We start from the raw sequence: 26,142 nt of genomic DNA on the forward strand, positions 1-26,142 counted from the left end.
TTTCAGGCCCCGGCCTTCAGCTGATCCAGCAGAATCTTCAGGGCGCGTCCGCGGTGGCTGATGCTGCCCTTTTCGGCGCGGGACAGTTCCGCCGCACTGCAGCCGTGCTCTGGTGCCAGGAACACCGGGTCATAACCGAAGCCGCCATCGCCCTGAGGGGATCTGAGGATCGAGCCCGGCCAGCGGCCATGGCAGATGATCGGGGTCGGGTCTTCGGCATGGCGCAGGTATACCAGCACACAGTGAAACTGGGCGCCCCGTTGCCCGTCCGGCACGCCCGCCATGGCGTCGAGCAGCGCGTCCACATTGTCCTGATCGGTTGCATCATCGCCGGCAAAGCGGGCAGAGCGCACGCCCGGAAGGCCCTCAAGCGCGTCCACCGCCAGACCACTGTCGTCAGCGAGTGCTGGCAGCCCGGTTTCCCGGGCCGCGTGGCGCGCCTTGAGAATCGCGTTTTCTACAAAGGTAACCGCCGGCTCCTCGGCTTCAACGACGCCCAGATCGCCCTGGGCAATCGGCGTCATGCCAAGAGGTGCCAGGAGCTCGGTCAACTCGGCGATTTTGCCCCTGTTATTGCTGGCGATGACAAGTCGGTTGGTCATAGAGGCTTAATCGCTGAACAGTGTGTGAGCAAACCGTACCGCCAGGTCCTGCTGGTGTCCGGTAGGGCGTGCGGTAATATTGAAAGTCATCAGTTCGCCGGAGGAATACTGATACTCGGCAATAAAGTACACGGAGTCGCCCTCCTGGATGCGGCGGAACGCCAGGAAGCGCACCTGCTGGACATCGTTGGTTACCTTGCCTTCCACCTGGCCGCTCACCGGGGACATTGAGCCATCGTCGTTTTCCTCCATGATGGAGATATTGACGATGCCTATGCCCTTGCTCCGTTGAAGATTATTGGCCTGGGCGACTTCCGGAGCCAGGAAGGTGCTGGGCAGGACACTCCAGAGTACCTTGTAGTCTCCGAAATCCTTGGAGCCGGCCTGTGCCTGCAGGCTGAACAGGCCAATCAGCGTGATTGCCAGCAGCGTACGGAATGTGGAAAAGGTGTTTGCGATCATTGCTAGGTCTCCCGTGTGATTCGGTAAATGGCAATTTCGCCCAACAAGTTCGGCCAGAGACGGGCCAGCCAGCTGTTCTGGTGCTGGCCGTCAACCACCCGGCGGCTTTTGATTCTGATGCCTTTCTGACGGCACAGTGCCTCAAAATCCTTGAAGGTACACAACCTTATGTTGGGCGTGTTATACCATTTATACGGCAGTGCCTCGGATTCGGGCATACGACCGCTCAAAGTCAGTCCCCAGCGCAATCGCCAATGGGCAAAGTTGGGGAAGGTCACGATGCCTTCGCTGCCAACCCGCAGCATTTCATCCAGTACCCTGTCAGGACGCCGGACCGCCTGAAGCGCCTGGGTCATCAGAACAATATCGAAACTGCCATCTTCAAAGTTCCCCAGCCCCTGCGTGTCCAGGTTCTGTTCGATAACCGCCACTCCGCGGCCCATGCAGGCGGTGATGTGGTCCGGGTTTATCTCCAGGCCGAAGCCACTGGCACCCCGTTCCCGCTGAAGGAAATCAAGCAGAGTGCCGTCGCCACAGCCCAGGTCCAGAACATGGTGGCCGGGCTGAACCCACTGCTGGATGATTTCGAGATCCGGTCTCATGCGCCGACCTCCCGTGCTACCCGGTCCATGTAGGCCTTAAAGATGTCAGTGTACCGCGGGGTCGGAATCAGAAACGCGTCGTGTCCCCAGGGTGCGTCCACCTCGGCGTAGCTGACCTTTCTGCGCGCGCCAATCATGGCATTGACCATTTCTTCCGAGCGGGCCGGCGTGAAGCGCCAGTCGGTGCTAAATGACAACACCAGGTATTCGCAACTGGCCGCTGCCAGTGCTTTCGAGAGGTCGCCGCCAAACTCGTAGGCCGGATCAAAGTAGTCCAGGGCACGGGTCATCAACAGGTAGGTGTTGGCGTCAAACGATTCGGAAAAGCGTTCGCCCTGATAGCGGAGGTAGCTCTCGACCTGGAACTCCGCGTCATAACCAAACTTGTAAGCCTGGTCACGGAGTTCGCGGCCAAATTTCTCGCCCATGGAGGCATCAGACAGATACGTGATATGGCCAACCATCCGCGCCAGCATAAGACCACGCCTGGGAACCGTATCAAAGTCGTAATAGCGCCCGTCGTGAAACTCCCGATCAGAGGTTATTGCCTGGCGTGCCACTTCATTGAAGGCAATATTCTGGGCGGTCAATCGCGGAGTGGACGCAATCACCACCGCATGCCGCAGGCGATCGGGGTAGTCCAGGCTCCACTGCAGGGCCTGCATGCCGCCGAGGGAACCGCCAACAACGGCCGCCCAGCATTGAATGCCGAGCCGATCTGCCAGCAGCGCCTGACTCTTGACCCAGTCGCCCACGGTGATAACCGGAAACTCCGGGCCAAACGGCTTTCCGGTTTCGGGATTGATGCTGTTGGGGCCGGTGCTGCCGTGGCAGCCCCCCAGATTGTTCAGGCTGACAACAAAAAAACGATCGGTATCGATGGGTTTCCCGGGGCCGATACAGCTGTCCCACCAGCCGGGTTTGCGGTCCTCGGCAGAGTGGTAGCCGGCCGCATGGTGATGGCCGCTTAAGGCATGGCAGATAAGAACGGCATTGCTGGCGTCGGCATTCAGGGTGCCGTAGGTTTCCACCACCAGGTCATAGTTTTCCAGGGACTGGCCGCAGGCCAGATCGATGGGAGCGTCGAAATGATAGGTCTGCGGGGAGACAATCCCGACAGAATCCGCAGGCAGGGTATCAGGCATCGGCGCGAATGGTTCCTGGTTCGATCCGTAAGTGTCTGGAAAAGCAATGACAAAGCCATCGCCAGGCCAGCAGTTTAAAGCCGGGGCGTGATGGCTGCAACCGCCTGAATGGTCGCGCTTGCGGGGCTTAGTGTCCCGTCTGGCTCATGCCTTAACCTACTGAGCTTCTGAAAAGCCGAAGGGCTCGGCATGAGCCAGACGGGACACTACACAGCGCCGGAGATGTTCACCACTTTTTGCTGGATCAGGGTGGGGGCCGGTTTGCGGATCTGGCGCTGCATCGCGTCGGCCAGTTCCAGTTGCCTGCGCAGGTCGGCAATGGTGTTGGTCAGGCGCAGGCGCTCGGTGCGGCTGTCCTTGTCGTTGCGGACCATATCGCGAAGGCGCCGGATCTGGTGCTCCAGAAGCTGCTTCTGCTCCATGGAATACTGCATGATCGGTAGCAGGGCTTCCGATGGCCAGCGCTCAACGTCCTGGCGTACACGGGCATGCAGTGTGCGGGCTTCGCCCACCATGACATTGAAAAAACGGCGAACCAGGACCGACTGCTCGGTGAGCAGGTTCTTCGGACTGATGCGGAAGCGTCTCGCTTTTTTGCGCAACTCGCGGATGGCAATAACATGGCGCCCGGCCCGCAGCGGGATGGGCTCAAGGTGACGTGCCCGGTTGTCTTCGTTATAGCGACGGTAAATCGCGCCCACCATTTTTTCGGCCAGGTGCCCTTCGCTCAGAAGGTTGGTCAAGTCGCTTTCGAGCAGTTCGAAAAACTGATCCATGGCGCGGTTCATCCCCGCAGTGGTCCAGCTCTTCGACATACTGGTACGTACATGTTCCGCATGGGCTTCGAAGCGGTCTTCGCTCACCAGCTTCTTCAACAGGTCGCCCTGGGAGTCCATGAGGCGACGGCTGGAGCGCAGGGTGATCAGCTTCTTGTAGTAAAAGTCGTAGTCTTTCTGGGCGCGTTCTGCGAGGCGGCCCAGCGCTGCCTTGTCCATGGTAACGCCCGCGCACGCCTGAAGCTCTTCCTCCAGGGATTCGAGGCGGTACTGCATTGCTGCCTGGCTGTTCTGGAGCATGCCCAGCAGGTCGTTGATCAGACTCTGGGTGATCAGCTGTTCCTTGTGCATGAGGATGCGCTGGATAATCAGCTGCTCAAGCTGATTGATATTGGAACGGTCGAACAGGTCGTTGTCTTTCTTCACCCTTGCGACCAGCCCCTGCTTGGCAGAAACCGGGATGACATCGTGCTGGCGCATGCCCAGGTGGTCGGCCGTATAACCGCGCACCCGCTCAATCGCCTCGTTAGTGTGGCGCTCGCCCTGGAGGTCATCCCAGAGCACGTCGATCTTGTTCAGCACGGCAAAGCGGCCGGCGCGATGATCGGCGTGCTGGGTGTCGATGTGCTCTTTCCAGATGGTCATGTCGCTGGCAGTCACACCGGTGTCGGCACTCAGCACAAAGATCACCGCATGGGCGCGGGGCAGCATGCTGATCGTCAGCTCCGGCTCGGAGCCAAGAGCATTCAGGCCCGGCGTATCGAGGATCCGCAGGCCGCGCTCGAACAGGGGGTGGCGGATGCTGATCTGTGCGTTCCGCCAGGCAGGTACGAGTACATTGCCCGGGTTGTTGCGATCATTCTCGAGCATGCCTTCGTCGAAGCCGAGTGCGCGAGCCTCCTCAGGTGGCACACTCTTGACGCGGGCAACCTCGGCAAGCACCTCCCGCATGATCTCAGGGTCGCGCTCATCCAGCTCATGTTTGACCCAGCGTTCCGGCTGCTTGCGCAACTGCTGCAGGGACAGTTCGCCGTTTCGGGTCTCGATGGGAAGCAGGAGCAGGTAGTTTTCATTGGCGCTGCGATCGAAGAACAGCTCCGTGGGGCACATGGTCGTGCGCCCCGCCTGGGACGGCAGCATGCGCTGGCCATACTCGGAGAAGAACAGGGCGTTGATCAGTTCGGTTTTACCGCGGGAGTATTCGCCGACAAACGCAATGGTCAGTTCATCCTCAATCAGCAGCTCCAGCCCGTGGCGTATGCGGGTGCTGACATCGTCGGAGAACAGATTGTTATCCTGCAGCCACAGCCGGTACCTGCCGATCTGGCGGATCAGCTCTTTTTTCCAGTTGTGATAAGCCTCTACCTGCTGCGACAGAGTTCCCTGTTGGTTCATCGGATTTTCCTTCTGCGCGACTTCCTGGTATCCCGCTCAGAACGGGGTGCTCACGGGTGACGGATTAATTACCGTTAATACTATCCTGTTATTTCCAAGTTTGTGGCTGGGCCGGAGTGGAAGAAATGGCCAAACTTGCCGGAAATTCACTAAAAAAGCTGCAAAATCAGTTACATGACTTTGCAGCTCGGGAATGATGGATTTCGTGGCTAAGTGTTACAAAATGTATATTTGAGACGGCGTTTACATACCGAGCCCGATGGAGCCGAGGCCTGCGGCCATTTTCATGTGTTCAATCACCACTGAGATCACGTTCAGAATCAGGAAAACGATGATGGGTGACAGGTCCAGGCCGCCCATGGAGGGCATGATATTGCGCACCGGGCGCATGACCGGCTCGGTGATCTGGGCGACCAGCTGGATGGCCGGATGGCCGCTGCCCGGCGCGATCCAACTGACGACGACCACTGCAATTACCGACCAGAAATAGATCTTCACGATCAGGTCCAGTACGTTCAGTACCGCCCACACCAGCAGCGTAATCGGATTTATGGCCGGAATGCCGCCGTTCAGCGCCACCAGGATCAGGAAGAAGGTGATGCCCTGAATGATGACTGCAAGAACCAGCGAAGCTCCATCGAAACCGCCCAGGCCAGGAATAACCCGCTGTAGCGGGCGTAGCGGTGGATTGGTGGCCTTGACCACGAATTGAGTGATGGGATTGTAGAAGTCGGCCCTGGCCAGTTGAAGCAGGAACCGAAGCAGCACAATGGTCAGGTAAAAGGTGGATGCGATGAGCAGGATGGTAATCAGAATATCTGCCAGCATGAAGCCGTGTCTCCGTTATCGGTTACTGTTTGCCTGCCAGTTCTTTGGCCATTTCTTCCGAACGCTTGAAGGCGGCCTTGTACGCTTTGGCTACCAGATCGCGCATACCACCTTCCTCGAACGTGTTGATGGCCTGTTCGGTAGTTCCGCCAGGAGACATCACATTACGCTTGAGCTGGCCGGGATCGTGCTCGCTTCGACCGGCCATTTCCGCGGCTCCCGCCATGGTCTGGATAGCCAGTTCCCTCGCGGTTCCGGCGGCAATGCCAGCCTCGGTGGCCGCTTCCTCAAGCGCCTCAAGCATCAGGAAGAAATAGGCGGGGCCGCTGCCGGAGAGAGCGGTAACCGCGTGCAGCAGGTTTTCGTCCTCAACCCAGAGCGCTGACCCGATGCTTTCGAACACCGATTCCACCATCTTCTTCTGCTTGTCTTTCACTTCTTTGTTGGCAAACAGGCCTGCAGCCCCTTTGCCGACCAGGGACGGTGTATTGGGCATTACCCGGACCATCGGCAGGCCGCCACCAAGCCAACCATCGAGGGTATCCGCTGTCAGGCCGGCGGCGATGGATACCATCAGTGGGCGAGTGTTCTGGACCACTGGTGCAATGTCGCGACAGACATCGGCCATGACCTGGGGTTTCACCGCCAGAACTACCATGTCAGCCTGCTGGGCGCAGTACCGGTTGTCTGTGGTGACGCTTACGCCAAAGCGCTTGCGGATTGTCTGCAGGTGCGCGTCATCCGGCGCGCTGACCCAGATATTGCCGGCCTTATAGCCGTTATCCAGCATACCGCCAATGATGGCGCTGGCCATGTTGCCGGCGCCAATAAAAGAAATGGTTGGTGATGTGCTCAAGGTTAACTCCCCGGTTGATCGGTTAAACGTCCGGCCCTGATCATAGCAGGAACCGGCCGGTTCAGCTCTTTACTGGGCGTTTGCCGAATAGGGCAGTGCCGACCCGTACCCAGGTGGCGCCTTCCGCAATCGCGACTTCCAGGTCGCCGGACATGCCTATCGACAGTGTGTCGAGTGGGCCGGCGTCGGGATGGTCTGACCGCAGCTGTTTCAGAGTATTGGCAAGTTTCCGGAAACTGGCTCTTAACCCTGCTTCGGGCTGATCCGGATCCGGAATGGCCATCAGGCCACGCAAGCTGAGGCTCGGCAAATCGCCGATTTCGGCCACCAGATCCGGCAGTTCATCCAGAGTGCAGCCGGATTTGCTCTCTTCCTCATTAATATTGACCTGAAGACAGATATTCAATGGCGGCAGCGCAGGATCGCGCTGTTCGCTCAGGCGACGGGCAATCTTGAGTCGGTCGACGCTGTGCACCCAGGCAAAGGCGGAGGCCATCTGTCGCGTCTTGTTGGACTGGATCGGCCCGATGAAATGCCAGTCGACGCCCTCGAGATCTGAAAGCGCCTCGATCTTCTCGAGGGCCTCCTGGAGGTAGTTCTCACCAAAGGCCCGCTGCCCGGCAGCGAAGGCTTCCCGCAGGTCTTCCGGTGGTCGGGTTTTGCTGACGGCGAGCAAATGCACAGACCCGGGCGCACGGCCTGCCTGCAATGTTGCTTTTTGTATGCGTCGGGTTACGCTCCCGATGTTGTCTGCTATGCTGCTCATAGTGTGAGAATGCCACGCTCGGTCTGTCACTTGTACGGTGACACGTTACCCGCAGGTCACTGAAATGCCAAGTGAACCGCGCCGGGGCCCCGCCGGGCGGAAGCTACCGGGATAAAAGAAAAAGCCTTCCGAGGATTCCTATGGATATTACTGAACTGCTTGCCTTTTCGGCGAAACAGGGTGCGTCTGACTTGCACCTCTCTGCCGGTTTGCCCCCGATGATTCGTGTTGATGGTGATGTACGCCGCATCAACCTGCCGCCCATGGAGCACAAAGAAGTCCACGGGCTCATCTACGACATCATGAATGACAAGCAGCGTAAGGACTACGAGGAATTCCTGGAAACCGACTTCTCCTTCGAAGTTCCGGGCGTCGCCCGTTTCCGTGTTAACGCTTTTAACCAGAACCGTGGCGCAGGCGCCGTGTTCCGGACCATCCCTTCCAAAGTACTGACCATGGAAGATCTGGGTATGGGGCAGGTGTTCAAGGACGTGTCTTCAGTGCCTCGTGGTCTGGTACTGGTGACCGGCCCGACGGGCTCGGGTAAGTCCACCACGCTGGCGGCGATGATCGATTACATCAACGACACCCGCTACGAACACGTTCTTACCATTGAAGACCCCATCGAATTCGTACACGACTCAAAGAAATGCCTGGTGAACCAGCGGGAAGTGCACCGGGATACTCTGGGCTTCAACGAAGCACTGCGCTCGGCCCTGCGGGAAGACCCCGACATCATCCTGGTTGGTGAGCTCCGGGATCTGGAAACCATCCGCCTGGCGCTGACAGCGGCTGAGACCGGCCACCTTGTATTCGGCACCCTGCACACCACCTCTGCCGCCAAGACCATTGACCGTGTGGTCGACGTGTTCCCGGCGGAGGAAAAGTCCATGGTGCGGTCGATGCTGTCAGAATCCCTGCAGGCAGTTATATCCCAGACCCTGATGAAGAAAATGGGCGGCGGCCGGATTGCGGCGCACGAGATCATGATCGGTACGTCTGCGATCCGGAACCTGATCCGGGAAGACAAGATCGCGCAGATGTATTCGTCGATCCAGACCGGCGGTTCACTGGGCATGCAGACGTTGGACCAGTGCCTGGAGCGGCTGCTGCAGAAAGGGCTTATTTCCCGTGAAGCGGCGCGGGCCAAGGCCAAGATGCCCGATAATTTTTAACTGGTAGGTTCCTGGTGCCTGGAAGTCAGGCACCAAACAAAGAAGACTGGGTACAAAAATGGAATTCGAAAAACTGTTACGGCTGATGGTGGAGAAGGGCGGTTCGGACCTGTTTATTACAGCGGGTGTGCCGCCGAGTATGAAGGTGAACGGGAAGGTTCTACCGGTCACCAAGAACGCGTTGACGCCGGAGCAGACGAGGGAGTTTGTCTACGGCTCGATGAATGACAAGCAGCGCGCCGAGTTTGAGGAAACCCACGAGTGTAACTTTGCGATCAGTGCCCGGGGCATTGGCCGGTTCCGGGTATCCGCATTCTTCCAGCGTAACCTGTGTGGCATGGTGCTGCGTCGGATCGAGGTAAAGATCCCGCAAATCGACGATCTGTCGTTGCCGGAAGTGATCAAGGAGCTGGCCATGACCAAGCGTGGCCTGATCATGTTCGTGGGTGCCACCGGTACCGGTAAGTCTACGTCGCTGGCGGCGATGCTGGGGCACCGGAACCGCAACAGCCGTGGCCACATCATTTCCATTGAAGACCCGATCGAATTCGTACACCAGCACCAGGGCTGTATCGTTACCCAGCGTGAAGTGGGTATCGACACCGACAGCTTCGAAGTAGCGCTGAAGAACACGCTGCGTCAGGCGCCCGACGTGATCCTGATCGGTGAGGTGCGTACCCGGCAGACCATGGAATATTCCGTGCAATTCGCCGAGACCGGTCACCTGTGTCTGGCCACCCTGCACGCCAACAACGCGAACCAGGCGCTGGACCGGATTATCCAGTTCTTCCCTCCGGAACAGCATAACCAGATCTGGATGGACCTCTCCCTGAACCTCAAGGCCATCGTGGCCCAGCAGCTGGTGCCAACGCCGGACGGCAAGGGCCGGAAGGCGGTTATCGAGGTGCTGATCAATACCCCGCTGGTATCGGACCTCATCCGGAAGGGCGAGGTGCATCGGCTGAAAGAGCTGATGTCCAAATCCAACGAATCCGGCATGCAGACCTTTGACCAGGCGCTTTATCAGCTCTATGCAGAAGGGTCGATTACTTATGAGGACGCCCTGGCTCATGCTGATTCTGCTAACGACCTGCGCCTGATGATCAAACTGGGTGCCGACGCCCAGGGAGCCGACAAGCTCTCGTCTTCCGTCGACAAGCTTTCCATTCAGGATGACTGAATACCGGCTGAGCATAAGACGTTGGTCGTAGAAAGTTAGGGCCCCGAACCGTTAGGGATGGCATTTGAGGCCAGTAAGGGGTGGTGCGTATACTCCGCGCGATTCAATAAGGAGATACCATCCACCACCGTTCCTCAACGCTTGCACGAGCTGTACGTCTTACCACCCTCGCGGCGCTCGCCGCACCTGCCTCTACCCTGGCAGGCGGCTTCTCCCTCAATGAGCAGAGCGCCAGTGCGATGGGCACCGCTAACGCCGGTGCCGCCGCCAACCCCGAAAATGCGACCACCGTTCTTTTTAACCCCGCCGGTATGAGCCAGTTGTCGGGCACAAATATTTCGTTTGGTGCTGCGGTTCTGGATATTGATGCTGAGGCCAAGGAAAGTAGTATCCGGACCTCCAGAAACAATCCCTAGGTGCCTGTAAGCCCGGCCAGTAGCGGAGGGGATATTGCAGACCCTGCGGTGCTGCCGAATTTTTATCTAAGTCATGAAATCAACGAGTCGATAGATGTAGGTTTTGGAATCCATGCGCCCTATGGTTTGGCGGCGGATTACGATAACGACTTTGCAGGGCGTTTTTTCGCTGACAAGACAGAGCTCACGGCGATCGCATTCACGCCCTCGGTTTCTCTTAACAATGGCCAGGGCCTGTCAATGGGTGTTGGTTTGAATGTCCTATACGCGGAAGGACGCTTGAGCCGCTACCAGGACATCAGTGCTCAAGTAGGGACAGCGGCGCTTGCACTTGAGGAGCCTTATGCGGATGCAGAGGGTGACGATGTTGGCATGACGTTCCGTGTTGGCTTTCTTTATGAGCTGACCAGCGCTACTCAGATTGGCCTCACGCTTCAGACGGGTACGGAACTCGAGCTGGAGGGTGACCTGGAAATCTCTGGCATAACCAATCCGTCCAACCCGATGGGGCCGACGCTGTCCGCCTCAGAGAGTATCAAGGTGCCTCTTGCGATTCCTGAGAGCGCGACCCTGGGGCTTCGTCACAGCCTTACCGATAACGTTACTCTTCTGGCTGGAGCAACTTACGCTCGTTGGAGCCGATTCGAGGAGCTTGATATCGTCAGCACCGAAGCTGGTGGTGCCGTTAGTGGTGCGCCGCAAGAAGGCGCTGTGATTTCTCATGTTACCGAACAATGGGAAAACAGCTGGCAGATCAACGCTGGTGCTATCTGGCAGGCTTCGCCTGAATGGGCGTTTAAAGCCGGATATGCCTGGGATGAGTCGCCCGTGAATCAGTATGTTACCGCCCGAATTCCCTCCAGTGATCGTCACTGGCTGACTCTCGGTGCCCAATGGGCTGACGCCCAAAGTGGCTGGACGGTCGACGTAGCGGTTGGAACGCTCTTGTTCACGGACGATCCACGAGTCAACGATCGGAATTACCAGCATGAAAACCCGAGCGAGATCGCGCAACTGGCGCCTGGTGTCGAGGATCCAAGCCTTTACGCTGCTGAGTACGATCTGAGCGCCTGGAGCGCTGCGTTCGAAGTAAGCAAGTCCTTCTAAAATCCGGAGAATCTGGCCGGCTGAAGGCCGGTCAGCCAACCACCTGGCCACGGTAGATGACTTTTTTCTTCCGTGGCGGGTCGATCTGTCCCTCCTCGTCCTGTTCCGCTGATGCGGGCGGAGCATCGGCAATGACCTGGCCTCTGTAGTTACGCTTGAGGCCGTCATCTTCTTCCTCGGGCTCAATATTGAGCTGCGGAACCCGTTCTTTGAGGGTCTCCCAAACACGAGTCAGCTGACTGGAGCGGGTTTTCCGCGCGTAATCGGCCAGTTGTTGTTCCAGATGCTCTTCCGTGAGGTGCAGTTTGACGCCGAATTCCGTGTGAATCAGGCGGCGGCACTGGTGAACCAGTTTCAGCACGCTGGGGTCCAGCAGCCAGCTACGTTCAGATGCCAGAGAAGTCATGGTATGAGCCTCGGAGATGGGTGTCACAACATGGCGCAGCCCGGAGTGTCTGATGGGGCGGCGCCGACTCTGGAATCGTAGCGAATATCGTGCCGTAAAGGCGATAGAATCGGCCGGCCTTGGCACCTCCGCGGCCTGGCGGCAAGCCGCGAAAGCTGAGGGCAGGTTCAGTGCTTGCAAGTATGAGCGTTTTCGGTGCGTGCAAGGGCGTCCATGCCCTGTTTTGGGGAGTGTCAGTGTGCTTCGTCCCAGTTGTCGCCGACGCCGGCTTCCACCAGCAAGGGAACATCCAGCTCGGCCGCTGCCGACATGCGCTTCTCAAGTCCTGATCGGATCTTGTCGAGTGCCGATTCTTTGACCTCAAGAATCAGTTCATCGTGCACCTGCATGGTCATGCGAGCTTCATCGGCGTGCTCTTTGAGCAGCCAGTTCTCCACATCCACCATGGCCCGCTTGATGATATCCGCGGCAGTACCCTGCATCGGGGCGTTGATAGCGGTTCGCTCCGCAGCCTGTTGCAGCTGTTTGTTGCGGGCGTTTATCTCTGGCAGGTACAGGCGGCGGCCGAAGAGCGTCTCCACGAAACCGTCGTCATGGGCCTGTTTGCGGATGTTGTCCATGTATTTAAGAACGCCGGGATAGCGTTCGAAATAACGATCGATGTATTCCTGGGCGAGTTTGCGCTCAACGTCCAGTTGCCGGGAAAGGCCAAAGGCGGACATGCCGTAGATCAGGCCGAAGTTGATGGCCTTGGCGCTCCGACGCTGGTCTGAGGACACATCGTCAAGGCTGACCCCGAATACTTCCGATGCCGTTGCCTTGTGAATGTCTTCGCCCTTCTCAAACGCTTTGAGCAGTCCTTTGTCTCCCGAGAGATGGGCCATGATCCGAAGCTCGATCTGAGAGTAGTCGGCAGCGACGAGCTTGTATCCCTCGGGCGCAATAAAGGCCTGCCGTATACGGCGTCCCTGTTCGCTCCTGATGGGGATATTCTGCAGGTTGGGTTCCGACGAGGACAGTCGACCGGTAGCAGTGACAGCCTGATGGTAGGACGTGTGTACCCGGCCGGTACGATGGTGAATCAGCTCCGGCAGCGTGTCGGTGTAGGTCGACTTCAGCTTGCTCAGGCTTCGGTGCTCAAGAATCAGACGCGGCAGTTCGTGTTCGTGGGCGAGTTCCTGAAGCACCGGCTCCGCTGTTGACGGCGCGCCCTTTGGGGTTTTCTTGATGACCGGCAGCCCCATCTTGTCGTAGAAGATCGCCTGCAGCTGCTTGGTAGAGCCCAGGTTGAAGGTTTCCCCGGCCACTTCATGGGCCTCTTTTTCCAGCTCCGCCATGCGCTCCGCCAGTTCCTGGCTGTGCTGGCGCAGAGTACTCGCGCTGATGAGGGTGCCACGCTGCTCCATTCGCGACAGTACCGGCACCAGGGGTAAATCGATATCTTCGTACACAGCGGCCAGTTTTCCGGTCTCTTTCAGCTTCGGTCGCAGGGTCTGGTGCAGGCGCAGGGTAATGTCCGCATCTTCGGCGGCGTAGGGCGCCGCTTTTTCAAGGTCAATCTGGTTGAAAGTGAGCTGTTTCGCGCCTTTCCCCGCAATGGACTCAAAGCTGGTGGTCTTCTCGCCGAGGTAGTACATGGCGAGGCTGTCCATATCGTGCCGCGTGGCCACAGAGTTCAGAACGTAGGATTCCAGCATGGTGTCTTCGGCAATGCCCTCCAGGGTAATGCCGTGGTTGGCCAGTACGTTTTTGTCGTACTTCAGATTCTGGCCGACCTTTGCCACGTCGGGGTTCTCCAGCAGTGGTTTAAGCTGGTCCAGCACCTGATCACGGTCCAGCTGCTGGGGCGCGCCCATATAGTCGTGCCCCAGCGGGACATAGGCGGCTTCGCCCGGCTTTACGGCAAAGGAGACACCGACGATTTCGGCGTCCATGTAGCGAAGGCTGGTGGTCTCTGTGTCGAAGGCAAACAGCTCCGCCGCCCCAAGGCGCTCCATCCACTGATCCAGTTCTTTCTGGTCGGTGATGATGCTGTAGTCTTTTTCGCCGGTTTCCGGTTTGGGGTTTTCATCGCCGGCTCTGGCATTGCTGGAAGAGGAACTTTCGTCCTCTTCGAGTTCGGCGATCCAGCTTCGGAATTCATACTCCCTGAACAGCTCAAGCAATTGCTGGTCGTCCTGCTCCCGGAGTTTCAGGTCTTCCAGGCCAAAATCCAGTTCCACGTCGGTGCGGATGGTCGCCAGTTCACGGCTCAGGGGCAGGGTCTCCGTTGCGTCCCGCAGGTATTCACCGATCTTGCCTTTGATATCGTCGGCGTGTTCGATGACGTTGTCCAGGTTGTCGTAGCTCTGAAGCCATTTGACCGCGGTCTTCGGTCCGCACTTGTTGACGCCGGGGATGTTGTCCACCTTATCGCCCACCAGGGCCAGGTAATCGACAATCTGCTCCGGAGTAACGCCGAATTTCTCCACCACGCCGTCCCGGTCCATCCGGGTCTCGGTCATGGTGTTAATCAGCGTAACGTGATCGCTGACCAGCTGCGCCATGTCCTTGTCGCCGGTGGAGACCACCACATCGATGCCTTTGCTGGTTGCTTCGTTGGCAAGGGTGCCGATCACGTCGTCGGCCTCAACGCCTGTCACCGTTAGCAGCGGCAGCCCCATGGCCTTTACGATCTCGTGAATAGGCTCGATCTGGCAGGCGAGATCCTCCGGCATGGGAGGTCGGTTGGCCTTGTACTCTTCATAGAGATCGTGCCGGAAGGTTTTGCCCTTGGCGTCGAACACCACCACCATCTTGGACCCGGGAAAATCCTGCTCCAGGCGGCGGAGCATGCTGATCACGCCTTTAATGGCTCCTGTCGGATGATCCTTGCTTGTGGTGAGCGGTGGAAGTGCATGATAAGCACGGAAAAGATAGGACGATCCGTCCACAAGAACCACAGGTGGTGTGTTTTTGCTGGTCATGTCAAAACAGGTCCGGAATCTGATTGAAGCGTGGGTTGGCTTATGCAACTCTGTACTGAAATCGATGGACGAAAGGGTATCACGAAAATGAAACGAATCGCCTGCCCGGCTTTGTTGCTCGCCTGTCTGCCTTTGGCTGCTCTGGCCCAGGAAGAAGGCGCTCTGGATGAGACGCCGGTGACAACTCCCGACGAGCCAGTGGTGATCTCGGATTACCAGCCTGCAAGCCAGGGCCCCGAGATTGTTATTCGCCCGGGTGAGCAGGAAGTGTTCTATGAATACCGGGTCAACGGACAGCTGATGGAAATCAAGGTTGTACCGGAAGTCGGACCGGAGTATTACCTGGTGCCGGCGGATGGCGGCGGTTGGATCCGGGAAACCGAGTCCGACATGTTGGTGCCTAGCTGGGTGATTTTCCGCTGGTAAACCTCAGTCAGATCAGATCGACGTTGACCGGAGTTGAGCGCCGGCTCTCCAACCCCTGAATATCCACGGTGGTGATGGCGAACTCGTAAGCGCCTGGCGCCATCTCCGCCAGAGAGAGTCTTGTGGTTGCAGGACTCTCAATGTGGATAACCTTGAAGTTGTCCTGGTGTCTGAACCGATAGTAGACCCTGAATTCCGCAATCTCTCCAAGTGCCAGTGACGAGCCGTCCTCACGGGTCAGTGGAGCTGTCCATGTCAACTCCTTCGGCTCAGTGGCTGTATATCCGGTTTCCCGAGTCTGCCCAAGTGTGGTCATGAGCCCGTCGGTCGCCTTGTTCAGCCGCGAATTTGCGATTTCACTGGCCCTGTCAGAGCTGGTGCTGACGGCGCGGGAATCTTCCTGGCAGGCAGCAAGGAGGAAAGAGGCGGCAATCACTGGTAAAAGAAATATGAAGAAATGCGGTTGTCGGGTTTTGCTGGTGGTCATGGTTACTCGCATACGGGCCTGATCGAGGCCTTTGGTGATTAAGCGTATGGAGCCTGAATAAAACGGGGAGACGGGCTTCTGTGAAAGCACGGCATTATGCCAGCCGGGTTTTCAGGATCAAGTGAATAATCCGTAAAAGCCCTTATTCGTTCACTTCCTGCTTTTAGTATGAACATTCTAATTTTAAGGCGTAACTTGGGTGGTGAGATTGAAGTAAGGCCTTCGTTGCACTGGTTTCGACAGGGCCTTGGAACTTTCAGGAAACCAAGGGGATTTATCATGGGTAAACTCAAGTCTTATCAGGAACAGCTCCAGGAAATCGTGGACAAGGGTATCAACGCCGCTGAAGAGCAGCAGAAGAAGCTGGCTTCCAAGCCGTTCGATTACGCCGAGAAGCTCGAGTCTGAAGCGCGCGAGTACAGCGTGAAGACCCTGCGCAAGCGTTACAACGGCTACAGCGATAGCCTGTTCGATCAGCTGCGCAACCTGAACAGCCGTTTTGGCAGCTTTGCTGGTGACCTGGTCGCCAAGCTGGAAAAAGAAGCAGCCGAAGGCGCTGATGCAGTTGCAGAAGCCGCGGAAGATGTGTCTGACGCTGCGAAGGATGCGAAAAAAACGGTTGAGCCGAAGAAGACGGCTGCACGCAAGACCACTGCGCGCAAGACCACTTCCACTGCCAAGAAGAGCACTGCATCCGCCTGAATTGTGGATAGCACCTCATCGGTAGGTGAGTGAAATGAAAAAGCCACCGGCTAACACCGGTGGCTTTTTTTTTGGTCTCGGAAATTTCAGTGCAGAATCAGTTGTCGGTCTTGGTGTGATCCAGTGGCAGAGTTCGTGCCTCGCCGGTAACTTCTTCCAGGCGTTCGATGTCGTCCTCAAAAGCCTTTCGTAGTTCGTCGATTTCCTGGGTCTGTGAGGCAATTTCCCGCTCAATGTCGCGAATCTGGGCCTCCAGCCGCCGGATCTTCTCCAGCGTGCCCTCGGGAATCTCGCGACCGGCCCGCTCCATGTTGGCGGCCCGACTCTGTTCGTTATCCAGCTGGCTCGATATCACCGATATATTGCCGCGCTTGAGCTGGATAAGACCCTCTAGCTCGCGGATTTTCCGGTGCATGGCTTTCGCGGCCTGATCCGGATGGCTGAAGCGTTTCAGCAGCGCGCGGTCTTGCTCGCGCTGTTCTGCGAGTTCCTTCTGGCGCTGTTTTTCCGCTTCCCGGGCAGCAATTTCTTCTTCGGTTGGTGCCGGTGGAATGGTTTCGATCACGCGGCCATTGTTGCTCAGGATGTCATAGCCCCGCTTGGTGGCTTCCTGGGGGATGGTGCTGCTGATTACGATCTGGCCGTTCTCATCCGTGTAACGGTACATATTGGCAGCCGCCTGGGCAGAAAACCCCAGGGCAAGCGCCAGCGCCGTTGTTTTAACAGACAGTGCGGTCAGACGATTGGCCATCAATCAGACTCCGTAACGATCCCGATAACTGGCTACCTTTTCGGCATGCCCGGCAAACTCCGGGTTGGCTTTAAGATAGTCCAGAACCTGCTCGAGACGAATAATGCTCACCACCGGAATACCGAATTCCTTTTCCACTTCCTGGATGGCAGACAGTTCGCCATTGCCTTTTTCCTGGCGATCCAGAGCAATCAGCACGCCTGCAGGTTCAGCCCCGGCGGCCCGGATGATATCGATGGATTCCCGGATCGCGGTACCGGCGGTGATTACATCATCGACAATCAGTACTTTGCCCTGCAACGGTGCGCCAACAATGTTGCCGCCCTCACCATGATCTTTCTTTTCCTTACGATTAAACGCAAAGGGTTTGCTGTTACCGTCTGTAGCCAGCGCCATTGCTGTGACGGTGGCCAACGGAATGCCCTTATAGGCAGGGCCGAAAATAATGTCATAATCCAGGCCGCTGCGCGCGATCGCGGCGGCATAGGCCTTGCTTAACTGAAGCAGGTCGTCCCCGGTATTGAAAAGTCCAGCATTGAAGAAGTAGGGGCTGGTTCGGCCCGACTTGAGCGTGAACTCACCAAAACGTAGTACATTCCGGCGGATGGCAAATTCGATAAATTTTTGCTGATAGTCGTGCATGACAAGGCTTCTGGCGGGTGTTGATCTTTAATTAGCTCGTAAAAACGGTATCATACACACAAACCGAATCAGGGAATACGTATGCGGGTAGTATCAATCAGCGTCAATGGCCTCGCCCAGGCTGTTGAAAAAGGTTTTTTCGACTGGCTGGCGGAGCAGGACGCTGACGTGGTCTGCGTCCAGGACCATCGCATGCGGGCCTACGAGATTGAGGACTATAACCTGATTCCGGAAGGTTACGAGGCCTACTTTATTGATGGCGAAAAGAATGAAGATGGCGGTGTCGGCATATACACCCGTCATTTCCCGAAGGCCATCATGTATGGATTTGCCAACGAACAGGCCGATCGGGAAGGCCGGTTCATTCAGGCCGATTTTGACAAGGTCTCGGTTGCCTGCGTCCTGGCGCCCTGTGCGCTGGGTCGTGAGGACGAGCTGATTGGCGAGGACGACCTGACGGTTCTCGACCACAAGGACGAATTCATGGAGTCCTTCGGTCTGCACATGCAAAAGACCCTTCGTAAGCGCCGTCAGTTCATCTTCTGCGCCAACCTGCAGACTGCTCATCACGTAACCGACGCCAGCCCGCTGTACCACAAACTGGATTTCTCTGGTTTCTTGCCCCACGAGCGTGCCTGGTTGGATCGTCTGTTCGATGAGATGGGCTGCGTTGACGGCTTCCGGGAGATCAACAAGCAGAGCAACCAGTTCACCTGGTGGCCCGAGCAGGCCGAGGGTTCCCGCAAGAATGCCGGCATCCGGGTGGATTACCAGCTGCTGACACCAGGAATCCGCAAGACCATCGAAGATGGCTGGATTGACGACTCAACCCGCTTCTCTGATCACGCCCCGGTGATCATGGATTACGACATCGAAATCGGCTTCTAAGCTCTGAGGAAGGCGCCTGCGCGGCAACGCTTCCCCAGACACGCTACAAGCACTTCCCTGTGCGCTTGAATCGGGCCATCCATGGCCCTCAACAGTCTGGGAAAGGTTTCCCCCTCCGGACACGCGGGCAACAAACTTAATCTGCCAGCGCCGCCTTCTGAATCTCAAACAACTGCTCAATACCCTGTTTGGCCAGAGTCAGCATGCTGTCCAGTTCTGACTGGTCGAACGGTGCACCTTCCGCAGTCCCCTGAATCTCAATGAAACCGCCCCGGTCCGTCATGATGACGTTCATGTCGGTTTCGGCCTCGGAGTCTTCCGGGTAGTCCAGATCCACCACCGGGGTGCCTTTGTAAACACCGACTGAAAGCGCGGCGACCATCTGCTTGAGCGGAGATTTCTTGAGGCGCTTGTCAGCAACCAGGTGGTTCAGGGCATCAACCAGTGCCACGCAGCCGCCGGTGATGGCTGCGGTGCGGGTGCCGCCATCGGCCTGGATGACATCGCAGTCAATGGTGATGGAGTGTTCACCGAGAGCGGTCAGATCCACCGCTGCACGCAGGGAGCGGCCAATCAGGCGCTGGATTTCGACGGTCCGGCCACCCTGCTTGCCGCGGGCAGCTTCACGGCCCATTCGGCTGCCGGTAGAGCGGGGCAGCATGCCGTATTCGGCGGTGATCCAGCCCTTGCCTTCACCCCTCAGAAACGGAGGGACCTTGTTTTCGACGGAGGCAGTGCAGATGACTTTTGTGTCCCCGAATTCCACCAGCACAGAGCCTTCGGCGTGACGGGTGTAGTTGCGGGTGATTCGAACATCTCTGGGTTGTTCGGGCGTTCTGCCGCTTGGACGCATAGTTTTTCCTGAAGTCAGTTTTGAATGTCCGGGAGCGAGTCCCGGGCGAACGTTTGTCGAAAAGGCCGGTCAGTATATCACGTTGGGGTTGGCCTTTTGTCCGGTTCGCCGTTGCTGTTAAGAGCCTGTTAAACTTCATCGATACAACACTATCGAAGCGGAGCTGACATGATCCGAAGTATGACTGCATTTGCCCGCAAGGACGTCCAGGGAGACTGGGGAACGTTGACCTGTGAAATCCGGACTGTGAATCACCGGTATCTCGAACCCTCCTTCCGCCTGCCGGAAGCGTTCCGGGAGCTGGAGAACCGGTTCCGGGAGGAACTGAGAAAGCAGTTGAAGCGGGGCAAGGTGGATGTCTCCATGCGCTTGCAGTCGGCAGAGAAAGGCTCGCAAAGTTTCGAGATCAGCGAAGACATGGCCCAGGCGGTGAATGAGGCGGCCAACCATATCAACCGGATTCTGGATAATCCGGCCCACATCAATGCCCTGGACATACTCAGGTGGCCGGGCGTGCTGTCAGTGCCGGAACAGGATTACAGCCCTGCGAAAGAGGCTGCCGTCGGACTGTTCGAGCAAACCGTGGCCGAACTTGCATCGGTTCGCGAGCGGGAGGGGGAGCGCCTGCGGCCACTGTTCGAAGATCGCCTGAAAACCATGGGTGACCTCGTTGCCGACGTCCGTAGGCGTATGCCGGAATTGCTTGAGGCGCAGGAGAAAGCGCTGCGAGATCGGTTCGAAAAAGCCAAAGTGGAACTGGATGCCGAGCGGGTTGCCCAAGAGATGGTGATGCTGGCTCAGAAAAGCGATGTGGCCGAGGAGCTGGACCGGCTGGATGCCCATATCGGTGAGGTGTCCGATACTCTGAAAAGCGAAGATGCCATTGGTCGGCGGCTGGATTTTCTCATGCAGGAGCTCAATCGAGAGGCCAACACCCTGAGCAGCAAGAGCATTGATGCCGGCGTTACCCGTACTGCAGTGGATCTCAAGGTTCTGATCGAGCAGATGCGAGAGCAGGTGCAGAATCTGGAATAAGCCGGATCTCTACGCCGGTGGTCAATTCAGTGTGAGGTCGCTCAGTTCCGCCGACAGTTCGAACGTCATCTTGCGCTTGTTCAGGGGGCAGTCGAATTCCAGGTAAAAGGCGAGGAGCTGCAAGGGTACGCCGGCCGGTCGCCCGTAAAGGCGATCACCGATGATCGGATGGCCGAGGCCCGCCAGATGCCGGCGAATCTGGTGTTTTCGTCCGGTTTCGATACTGATTTCCAACAGTGAAGTTTCCCCGGTTTCGTCCAGCTCGAGCGTTGAGACACGGCTGACGGCCGCCTTGCCCTCGACGGGCGCATCAACGAGCTGCTCCCGAGCGTCGATGAGGCCGGCCACTCGCGCCTTGTAGTGTTTGGTCATGGTCCGCCCCGAAAAACACTGGGAAAGGGCGCCGGCCGCTTTCGAGTCATGGGCGATCAGCATCAGCCCGGCAGCGTCGGCGTCGAGCCTGTGGATCAGATGGCATGGTTGCTCAAGCTGGATTTCGGCCAGGCGAAGCAAACTGCAGTGGTCGCCCCACTGGGAGCCCTGGGCCAGTAGCCCATGAGGTTTGAACCAGACGGTGTAGCGCCCCGCATTCTCCAGGAGAATCGGCTTTTCCGGTTTCCTCTCAAGCACCTTCTCGTCGTAGTAAAGCTGTAGTCGGATACCCGGTTTCAGCTCCTTTGTGGCACGGCGTAGCCGAAGGCGTTTGCCTTTGTGAGTCCACCAGCAGGCGCCTTTGGTCATGGCGTCCTTGATTTTCTGACGCGAAAGCCCGGGGGCCGCCTCGCTCAGGGCGTCGATGGCTTTGCCTGGCTGCTTCACGGTGATGTCGATGGTGGTTCGCATGGGTTCTTGCAGTCGCTGAACAGTGGATAGGCAAATGGTATCAGCTGACGCCCTTGTGGGGTGCGGTGTTTTGCCAAAGTCCGTATAATTCCGTGCTTTACTGGCCGGAATACGCGGCCGCCGTGTCCAGGTTTGGAGTTCTCGGGTTATGAGTCAGGCAGTTGAGCAGGGTACTCTGTACGTTATCTCCGCGCCATCCGGTGCCGGCAAGACCAGCCTTGTGGCGGAAATGCTCCGCAATGACGAGAAGCTCGGTGTTTCCGTCTCGCACACGACCCGCTCGATGCGGGAGGGCGAACAGAACGGGGTGAACTATCACTTTGTCAGCCGGACCGTGTTCGAGGCGATGATTGGCGAGGGCGACTTTCTGGAGCACGCCGATGTCTTCGGCAATTACTACGGCACTTCCCAGGCATGGGTTCGGGAAACTCTGGCAACAGGCCAGGATGTGATCCTGGAGATCGACTGGCAGGGTGCCGCTCAGGTGCGACGGCTTATTCCCGAGTGTGTCAGTATTTTCATCGTGCCGCCGTCGCCGGAAGTGCTGCGCGACCGACTGGTCGGGCGTGGCACCGATGCGCCGGAGATAGTGGAGCGGCGCCTGGCCGAGGCTGAGGAAGAGTGCCGTCACGCAGTGGAGTTCGACTTTCTGGTGGTCAATGACGACTTCGAAGCGGCCCTCGGAGATCTGCTCGCGATTGTCCGGGCCCAGCGCCTTCGCATGGAAGTGCAGCAGCCAAGGCATCGAGCGTTGCTGGCGGGATTGTCCGGCCCGGCGTGATACGGGGTTTTCCTGTATACAAATTGAACCGGCCACAGTAAACTGTGCGGTCTGCTGAAACAGTCATTTTATGAGTCGGGGAAGTTATGGCACGAGTTACCGTTGAAGATTGTCTGGAAAACGTTGATAACCGCTTCCAGCTGGTAATGCTGGCAACCAAGCGTGCCCGTCAGCTCGCTACCAAGGGTGCCGAGCCGATGGTGGCTGAAGAAAATGATAAGCCCACGGTTATCGCTCTGCGCGAGATTGCCGAAGGCAAGATTACTCGTGATCTCCTCAAGGAAGAAGACGACGAGTGACCCAGCTGCGGAGCCAGGTATATAAGTATCTGTCCGCAAGCGAGAAGCATTGAAATCTGTCCCCGCGGTTTTATAGTGTAGCTATAGAACGTTGCTGGAAGGACTCTGGAAGGACCCGGATGCGTGCATTCGGGTTTTTTTGTCCCTGAATTTCATGAAGTCGTGGAGGCGCGGTGTCGGCAGAGGCTACGGTTGAAGGACTGGCTCGAGAGCTAAGTTCCTATCTGGATACCACTCGCATCAATCAGGTGCGACGCGCCTATTATTATGCCGAGCAGGCCCATGAGGGCCAGATGCGTAAGAGCGGCGACCGGTACATTACTCACCCCCTGGCTGTCGCCCATATTCTCGCCGATCTCCGTCTGGATCATCAGAGCCTGATGGCGGCGATGCTTCACGATGTGATCGAAGACACCGGCATTCCCAAGGATGCCCTGGCGGAGCAGTTCGGCGACGATGTTGCGGAACTGGTGGATGGCGTCAGCAAGCTTACCCAGATCGAATTCCGGTCCCGGGCGGAAGCCCAGGCTGAAAACTTCCAGAAGATGACTCTGGCCATGGCCAGAGATATTCGGGTCATTCTGGTGAAGCTGGCGGACCGCCTTCACAATATGCGCACCCTGGGCCCCATGCCCTATGAGAAGCGCCAGCGCATTGCCACCGAGACCCTCGATATCTACGCCCCCATCGCGAACCGCCTGGGTATGCACTCGATCTGCACCGAGCTCGAGGATCTGGGGTTTACCTCGCTGTATCCGATGCGTTCGAGATACATTTCAAAAGCGGTGGACAAGCTCAGGGGCAGCCACCGCGAAATCATCGAGGATATTCGTGGCAAATTGCAGGAGAAGCTTGAAGAGCGCGGCCTGCCGGGGCGGATTCTGGGCCGGGAAAAGCACTTGAACAGCATCTACAACAAGATGAAGTTCAAGCAGAAATCCTTCCATGAAATCATGGACGTTTACGCGTTCCGGATCATCACCGATACCGAAGACGACTGCTACCGGATCCTTGGTGCCGTACACAGCCTCTACAAACCCCTCCCGGGCCGCTTCAAGGACTACATAGCCATGCCCAAGGCCAATGGCTACCAGTCCATCCACACCACTCTGTTCGGGATGCACGTGAACATCGAGATCCAGATCCGTACCGAGGAGATGGAGCATATCGCCAATAACGGGATTGCGGCGCACTGGATGTATAAGAATGAACCCAGCAGCGTGACCAGCGCCAACCAGGCCCGGGTCGACCGCTGGGTGAAGGGGCTGATGGAAATGCGGGAACGGGCCGATGACTCCATGGAGTTTATCGAGCATGTAAAGGTAGACCTGTTCCCGGACGAGATATACGTTTTCACCCCGAAAGGCCGCATCATGGAGTTGCCAAGCGGGGCAACGCCAGTAGACTTTGCCTATGCCATCCACACGGACATCGGCAACGCCACGGTAGCCTGTCGAATCAACCGCAACCTGGGTTCCCTCAGCCAGCCTCTGCAGAGTGGCCAGACCGTGGAAATCATCACCGCGCCCGGCGCCCGCCCCAACCCGGCCTGGCTCAGTTTCGTGGTGACCGGCAAGGCCCGGAGCAGCATCCGCCACGTGCTCAAGAGCCAGAAGCGCGCGGAATCGCTGGAGCTCGGTCGCACCCTGCTGAAGAAATCCCTGAAGGGGTTTGGTGCGAAACTGTCCGAAATCAGCGACGCCCAGAAGCAAGCCGTGGTGAACCACAATCAGGTGAACAGCTTTGATGATCTGATCAGTGACATCGGGCTCGGCAACCGGATGGCCTATCTGGTGGCTCGTCAGCTCGCGAGCGGCTCGGAGGTTGCCGAAGCCATTGAGGCTCCCAGGGATATCGAGGGTGGCAATCATAGCCCGGTGACCATTCGGGGCACGGAAGGCCTTCTGGTTCGGTTCGCCAGCTGTTGCAAGCCGATTCCGGGAGACCCGGTGGTTGGGGTGATGGATTCCGGCAAAGGTATGGTGATTCATTCCGATACCTGCTCCCGGTTGCCCGAGGACGATGAGGGGCGGGCTCGCCTCACACATCTTAAATGGGCCAAGGACATTACCGACGAATTTTCCGTGGAGCTCCGGGTAGAGCTGGAGCGCCAACGCGGTGTGATTGCCGAGATGGCCAATGCGGTTGCCATGGCGGACGGCAACATCGAGCGCATTAACGTGGAAGAGCAGAACGCCCGCTTTGGCGTTGTCAGTCTCGTGGTACACGTTAATGGTCGCCGGCACCTGGCCCGGGTGATGCGCCGGATCCGCAACATTCGTGCGATTACCCACATCAGCCGTGTGCGGCACTGACCCCGACCAAAGCCCGGTTGACAGGCGCGCCACGCAAGGGCGAGGATTGGCGTTTTGGAAGAGAGGAAACCAAGGGTCATGACCAACAAATCCGTAATTCAGACCGAGAATGCGCCCCAGGCGATCGGCACATACTCCCAGGCGGTAAAGGCCGGGGATACCGTGTACCTGTCTGGCCAGATTCCGCTGGTGCCGGAAACCATGGAAGTGGTCGCCGGCGATTTCTCTGCCAAGACCCGGCAGGTATTCGATAACCTCAAGGCCGTTTGCGAGGCCGCCGGTGGCGAGCTGAAAGACATTGTGAAACTGAACATCTACATGACGGACCTCGCCAATTTCGCCACGGTCAACGAGATCATGGCCACCTATTTCCAGGAACCGTATCCGGCCCGAGCGGCGGTAGGTGTCGCGGCGCTACCCAAGGGAGTGCCCATTGAAATGGAAGCGGTGATGGTGCTCAGCTAAGACCTGAGAACACCTGAATTGAGAAAAGGCGGCCTTGGCCGCCTTTTTTAATGCCGAAGGCTCATCCCTGGTCAATCATGGCGCGGTAGCCGGCACGGAAATCCGGGTAGCGGAACTGGAAGCCGGTGCCCAGCAGTCGCTTGTTGCTGCAGCGTTTGCTCCCGGCCCGGCCACCTTTCCGGGCATCAGGCTGCGGATCGGCGCAGGGCGTTTGCTGCCGCACCCAATCTACTACCTCATCAAGTCTTACCGGCTCGCAATCGCTGGCAAGGTAGCAGGTCTCCAGTGACGCTCCCGAAAGTGCCAGCTTCACAAGGTGGGCAGCGGCCTCCGCTGCATCCTCCTCATGAATCCGGTTACTGAACGGTGCTGGCTTCGCCGGATTCATGCGCCCCTCCTGGACCTCCTCGAGAAAACGCCGCCGTGAAGGCCCGTAAATGCCGCTGTATCGAATGATTGTCGCCGGATGGCCGCTTTCCAATGCGGTCTGTTCACCGGCCAGGACCTGCTCGCCGCTGAACCGGGCCGGTTCTGTGGGGCTGGATTCATCTACCCAGCTGTCGTCATCCTGTGAATAGACACTGCTGCTGCTCACAAAGAAAAGGTGCTTCAGAGACTGACTGCCGACGGCCGCCAACAAATTTTCCAGGCCAGTCACATAGGCATCGCGATAGCCCTGCTGGTCGTAGCTGGAGGGCGTCAGGCAATAGAGGATGATATCGAGATCAGCAGGAAGTTTGCGGGCCAGGGTCTCAGGCCTGGTCAGATCGGCGCCAATGCCGTGAACGCCCTCGGGAACAAGCCCGGGATTTCGCCGCAGGCCAAACACGGTGGCCGAGGTTGTCAGCCGGCTGGCAATGGCGCCACCGAGTTTGCCGCAACCGGCAACGAGAATTCGGGGCGTCTTACGACTTTCAGTGATTGCCATAGACAATTTCAATCCTTATGCTTTACCTCATAAATTCGTGAAACT

Annotated in this window: 26 protein-coding genes and 1 pseudogene; 11 read left to right on the forward strand and 16 right to left on the reverse strand. The window is 57.8% G+C overall.

Annotation, left to right across the window (positions count from 1 at the left end; genetic code table 11):
• Window positions 1–2 precede the first annotated feature (2 nt).
• The 8 genes from rdgB to AC13E3_RS05660 all read right to left on the reverse strand — a co-directional run bounded on the left by rdgB (window position 3) and on the right by AC13E3_RS05660 (window position 7,432).
• Entirely contained in the window at window positions 3–602 is a 600-nt protein-coding gene (rdgB, locus tag AC13E3_RS05625) for an RdgB/HAM1 family non-canonical purine NTP pyrophosphatase (RefSeq protein WP_482901802.1), read from the reverse strand.
• 6 nt (window positions 603–608) lie between these two features.
• Window positions 609–1,064, reverse strand: a complete 456-nt coding sequence (locus tag AC13E3_RS05630) for a DUF4426 domain-containing protein (RefSeq protein WP_482901803.1) — start codon at window positions 1,062–1,064, stop codon at window positions 609–611.
• A gap of 2 nt (window positions 1,065–1,066) precedes the next feature.
• The gene (metW, locus tag AC13E3_RS05635) at window positions 1,067–1,666 is read right to left on the reverse strand and encodes a methionine biosynthesis protein MetW (RefSeq protein ID WP_008174176.1); all 600 of its coding nucleotides are present in this window, start codon (window positions 1,664–1,666) and stop codon (window positions 1,067–1,069) included.
• Window positions 1,663–2,811, reverse strand: coding sequence for a homoserine O-succinyltransferase MetX (gene metX, locus AC13E3_RS05640; RefSeq protein WP_482901804.1), 1,149 nt, complete (start codon window positions 2,809–2,811; stop codon window positions 1,663–1,665). The genes metW and metX overlap by 4 nt, the downstream gene beginning before the upstream one ends.
• Window positions 2,812–3,017: 206 nt before the next feature.
• Window positions 3,018–4,982, reverse strand: coding sequence for a dynamin family protein (locus AC13E3_RS05645; RefSeq protein ID WP_008174181.1), 1,965 nt, complete (start codon window positions 4,980–4,982; stop codon window positions 3,018–3,020).
• Between the two features lie 243 nt (window positions 4,983–5,225).
• Entirely contained in the window at window positions 5,226–5,810 is a 585-nt protein-coding gene (locus AC13E3_RS05650; protein WP_008174183.1) for a YggT family protein, read from the reverse strand.
• A 22-nt stretch (window positions 5,811–5,832) separates the two neighbouring features.
• Window positions 5,833–6,666, reverse strand: coding sequence for a pyrroline-5-carboxylate reductase (proC, locus tag AC13E3_RS05655; protein ID WP_014575886.1), 834 nt, complete (start codon window positions 6,664–6,666; stop codon window positions 5,833–5,835).
• Between the two features lie 61 nt (window positions 6,667–6,727).
• Window positions 6,728–7,432 (reverse strand): YggS family pyridoxal phosphate-dependent enzyme, encoded by a 705-nt coding sequence (locus tag AC13E3_RS05660; RefSeq protein ID WP_482901805.1) that lies wholly within the window; start codon window positions 7,430–7,432, stop codon window positions 6,728–6,730.
• Between the two features lie 140 nt (window positions 7,433–7,572).
• On the opposite strand from AC13E3_RS05660, the gene AC13E3_RS05665 reads away from it, so the two are divergent.
• The 3 genes and pseudogenes from AC13E3_RS05665 (at window position 7,573) to AC13E3_RS05675 (ending at window position 11,310) form a co-directional block, all read left to right on the forward strand.
• Window positions 7,573–8,607: a type IV pilus twitching motility protein PilT gene (locus AC13E3_RS05665; RefSeq protein ID WP_008174189.1), complete on the forward strand. Its 1,035-nt coding sequence runs from the start codon at window positions 7,573–7,575 to the stop codon at window positions 8,605–8,607.
• A 58-nt stretch (window positions 8,608–8,665) separates the two neighbouring features.
• Window positions 8,666–9,787, forward strand: coding sequence for a PilT/PilU family type 4a pilus ATPase (locus AC13E3_RS05670; RefSeq protein WP_482901806.1), 1,122 nt, complete (start codon window positions 8,666–8,668; stop codon window positions 9,785–9,787).
• Window positions 9,788–10,026: 239 nt separating this feature from the next.
• Window positions 10,027–11,310, forward strand: a pseudogene (locus tag AC13E3_RS05675) (OmpP1/FadL family transporter).
• Window positions 11,311–11,341: 31 nt separating this feature from the next.
• On the opposite strand, the gene AC13E3_RS05680 reads toward AC13E3_RS05675, so the two are convergent.
• Complete coding sequence (locus AC13E3_RS05680) at window positions 11,342–11,716, reverse strand: hypothetical protein (protein ID WP_008174194.1); 375 nt, start codon at window positions 11,714–11,716, stop codon at window positions 11,342–11,344.
• 233 nt (window positions 11,717–11,949) lie between these two features.
• Entirely contained in the window at window positions 11,950–14,682 is a 2,733-nt protein-coding gene (polA, locus tag AC13E3_RS05685; protein ID WP_273044008.1) for a DNA polymerase I, read from the reverse strand.
• A gap of 87 nt (window positions 14,683–14,769) precedes the next feature.
• Between polA and AC13E3_RS05690 the strand changes: the two genes are divergently transcribed.
• Window positions 14,770–15,108, forward strand: a complete 339-nt coding sequence (locus tag AC13E3_RS05690; RefSeq protein WP_008174197.1) for a DUF2782 domain-containing protein — start codon at window positions 14,770–14,772, stop codon at window positions 15,106–15,108.
• A gap of 7 nt (window positions 15,109–15,115) precedes the next feature.
• Here the strand turns inward: AC13E3_RS05690 and AC13E3_RS05695 are convergent, their stop codons facing one another.
• Complete coding sequence (locus AC13E3_RS05695; protein WP_227507713.1) at window positions 15,116–15,595, reverse strand: fibronectin type III domain-containing protein; 480 nt, start codon at window positions 15,593–15,595, stop codon at window positions 15,116–15,118.
• Window positions 15,596–15,874: 279 nt separating this feature from the next.
• Here AC13E3_RS05695 and AC13E3_RS05700 point away from each other — a divergent pair, with 279 nt between their 5' ends.
• Window positions 15,875–16,297: a hypothetical protein gene (locus tag AC13E3_RS05700; RefSeq protein ID WP_014575893.1), complete on the forward strand. Its 423-nt coding sequence runs from the start codon at window positions 15,875–15,877 to the stop codon at window positions 16,295–16,297.
• 97 nt (window positions 16,298–16,394) lie between these two features.
• Here the strand turns inward: AC13E3_RS05700 and AC13E3_RS05705 are convergent, their stop codons facing one another.
• Both AC13E3_RS05705 and pyrE read right to left on the reverse strand, forming a co-directional pair.
• Window positions 16,395–17,048, reverse strand: a complete 654-nt coding sequence (locus tag AC13E3_RS05705; protein WP_092033167.1) for a DUF4124 domain-containing protein — start codon at window positions 17,046–17,048, stop codon at window positions 16,395–16,397.
• Window positions 17,049–17,051: 3 nt separating this feature from the next.
• Window positions 17,052–17,690: an orotate phosphoribosyltransferase gene (pyrE, locus tag AC13E3_RS05710; RefSeq protein WP_008174208.1), complete on the reverse strand. Its 639-nt coding sequence runs from the start codon at window positions 17,688–17,690 to the stop codon at window positions 17,052–17,054.
• A gap of 81 nt (window positions 17,691–17,771) precedes the next feature.
• On the opposite strand from pyrE, the gene AC13E3_RS05715 reads away from it, so the two are divergent.
• Window positions 17,772–18,578 carry an exodeoxyribonuclease III gene (locus AC13E3_RS05715; protein ID WP_008174210.1) on the forward strand — a complete coding sequence of 269 codons (807 nt, stop codon included), beginning with the start codon at window positions 17,772–17,774 and terminating at the stop codon, window positions 18,576–18,578.
• Window positions 18,579–18,714: 136 nt separating this feature from the next.
• Here AC13E3_RS05715 and rph read toward each other — a convergent pair whose 3' ends face one another.
• A complete protein-coding gene (gene rph / locus AC13E3_RS05720) occupies window positions 18,715–19,431 on the reverse strand; it encodes a ribonuclease PH (RefSeq protein ID WP_092033172.1) in 717 nt (238 codons plus the stop codon).
• A 168-nt stretch (window positions 19,432–19,599) separates the two neighbouring features.
• Here rph and AC13E3_RS05725 point away from each other — a divergent pair, with 168 nt between their 5' ends.
• Window positions 19,600–20,466, forward strand: a complete 867-nt coding sequence (locus AC13E3_RS05725; RefSeq protein WP_053114218.1) for a YicC/YloC family endoribonuclease — start codon at window positions 19,600–19,602, stop codon at window positions 20,464–20,466.
• A gap of 21 nt (window positions 20,467–20,487) precedes the next feature.
• Here the strand turns inward: AC13E3_RS05725 and AC13E3_RS05730 are convergent, their stop codons facing one another.
• The gene (locus AC13E3_RS05730) at window positions 20,488–21,309 is read right to left on the reverse strand and encodes an RluA family pseudouridine synthase (RefSeq protein WP_008169597.1); all 822 of its coding nucleotides are present in this window, start codon (window positions 21,307–21,309) and stop codon (window positions 20,488–20,490) included.
• A 148-nt stretch (window positions 21,310–21,457) separates the two neighbouring features.
• Between AC13E3_RS05730 and gmk the strand changes: the two genes are divergently transcribed.
• The 4 genes from gmk to AC13E3_RS05750 all read left to right on the forward strand — a co-directional run bounded on the left by gmk (window position 21,458) and on the right by AC13E3_RS05750 (window position 25,169).
• Complete coding sequence (gene gmk, locus AC13E3_RS05735) at window positions 21,458–22,090, forward strand: guanylate kinase (RefSeq protein WP_008169596.1); 633 nt, start codon at window positions 21,458–21,460, stop codon at window positions 22,088–22,090.
• An 86-nt stretch (window positions 22,091–22,176) separates the two neighbouring features.
• Window positions 22,177–22,389 carry a DNA-directed RNA polymerase subunit omega gene (rpoZ, locus tag AC13E3_RS05740; protein ID WP_008169593.1) on the forward strand — a complete coding sequence of 71 codons (213 nt, stop codon included), beginning with the start codon at window positions 22,177–22,179 and terminating at the stop codon, window positions 22,387–22,389.
• A 173-nt stretch (window positions 22,390–22,562) separates the two neighbouring features.
• Window positions 22,563–24,704: a RelA/SpoT family protein gene (locus AC13E3_RS05745; protein ID WP_053114221.1), complete on the forward strand. Its 2,142-nt coding sequence runs from the start codon at window positions 22,563–22,565 to the stop codon at window positions 24,702–24,704.
• Window positions 24,705–24,782: 78 nt separating this feature from the next.
• A complete protein-coding gene (locus AC13E3_RS05750; protein WP_008169589.1) occupies window positions 24,783–25,169 on the forward strand; it encodes a RidA family protein in 387 nt (128 codons plus the stop codon).
• 61 nt (window positions 25,170–25,230) lie between these two features.
• On the opposite strand, the gene AC13E3_RS05755 is transcribed toward AC13E3_RS05750, so the two are convergent.
• Window positions 25,231–26,097, reverse strand: a complete 867-nt coding sequence (locus AC13E3_RS05755; RefSeq protein WP_014575901.1) for an NAD-dependent epimerase/dehydratase family protein — start codon at window positions 26,095–26,097, stop codon at window positions 25,231–25,233.
• Window positions 26,098–26,142 lie beyond the last annotated feature (45 nt).

Source organism: Marinobacter sp. L-80 (assembly GCF_056859395.1).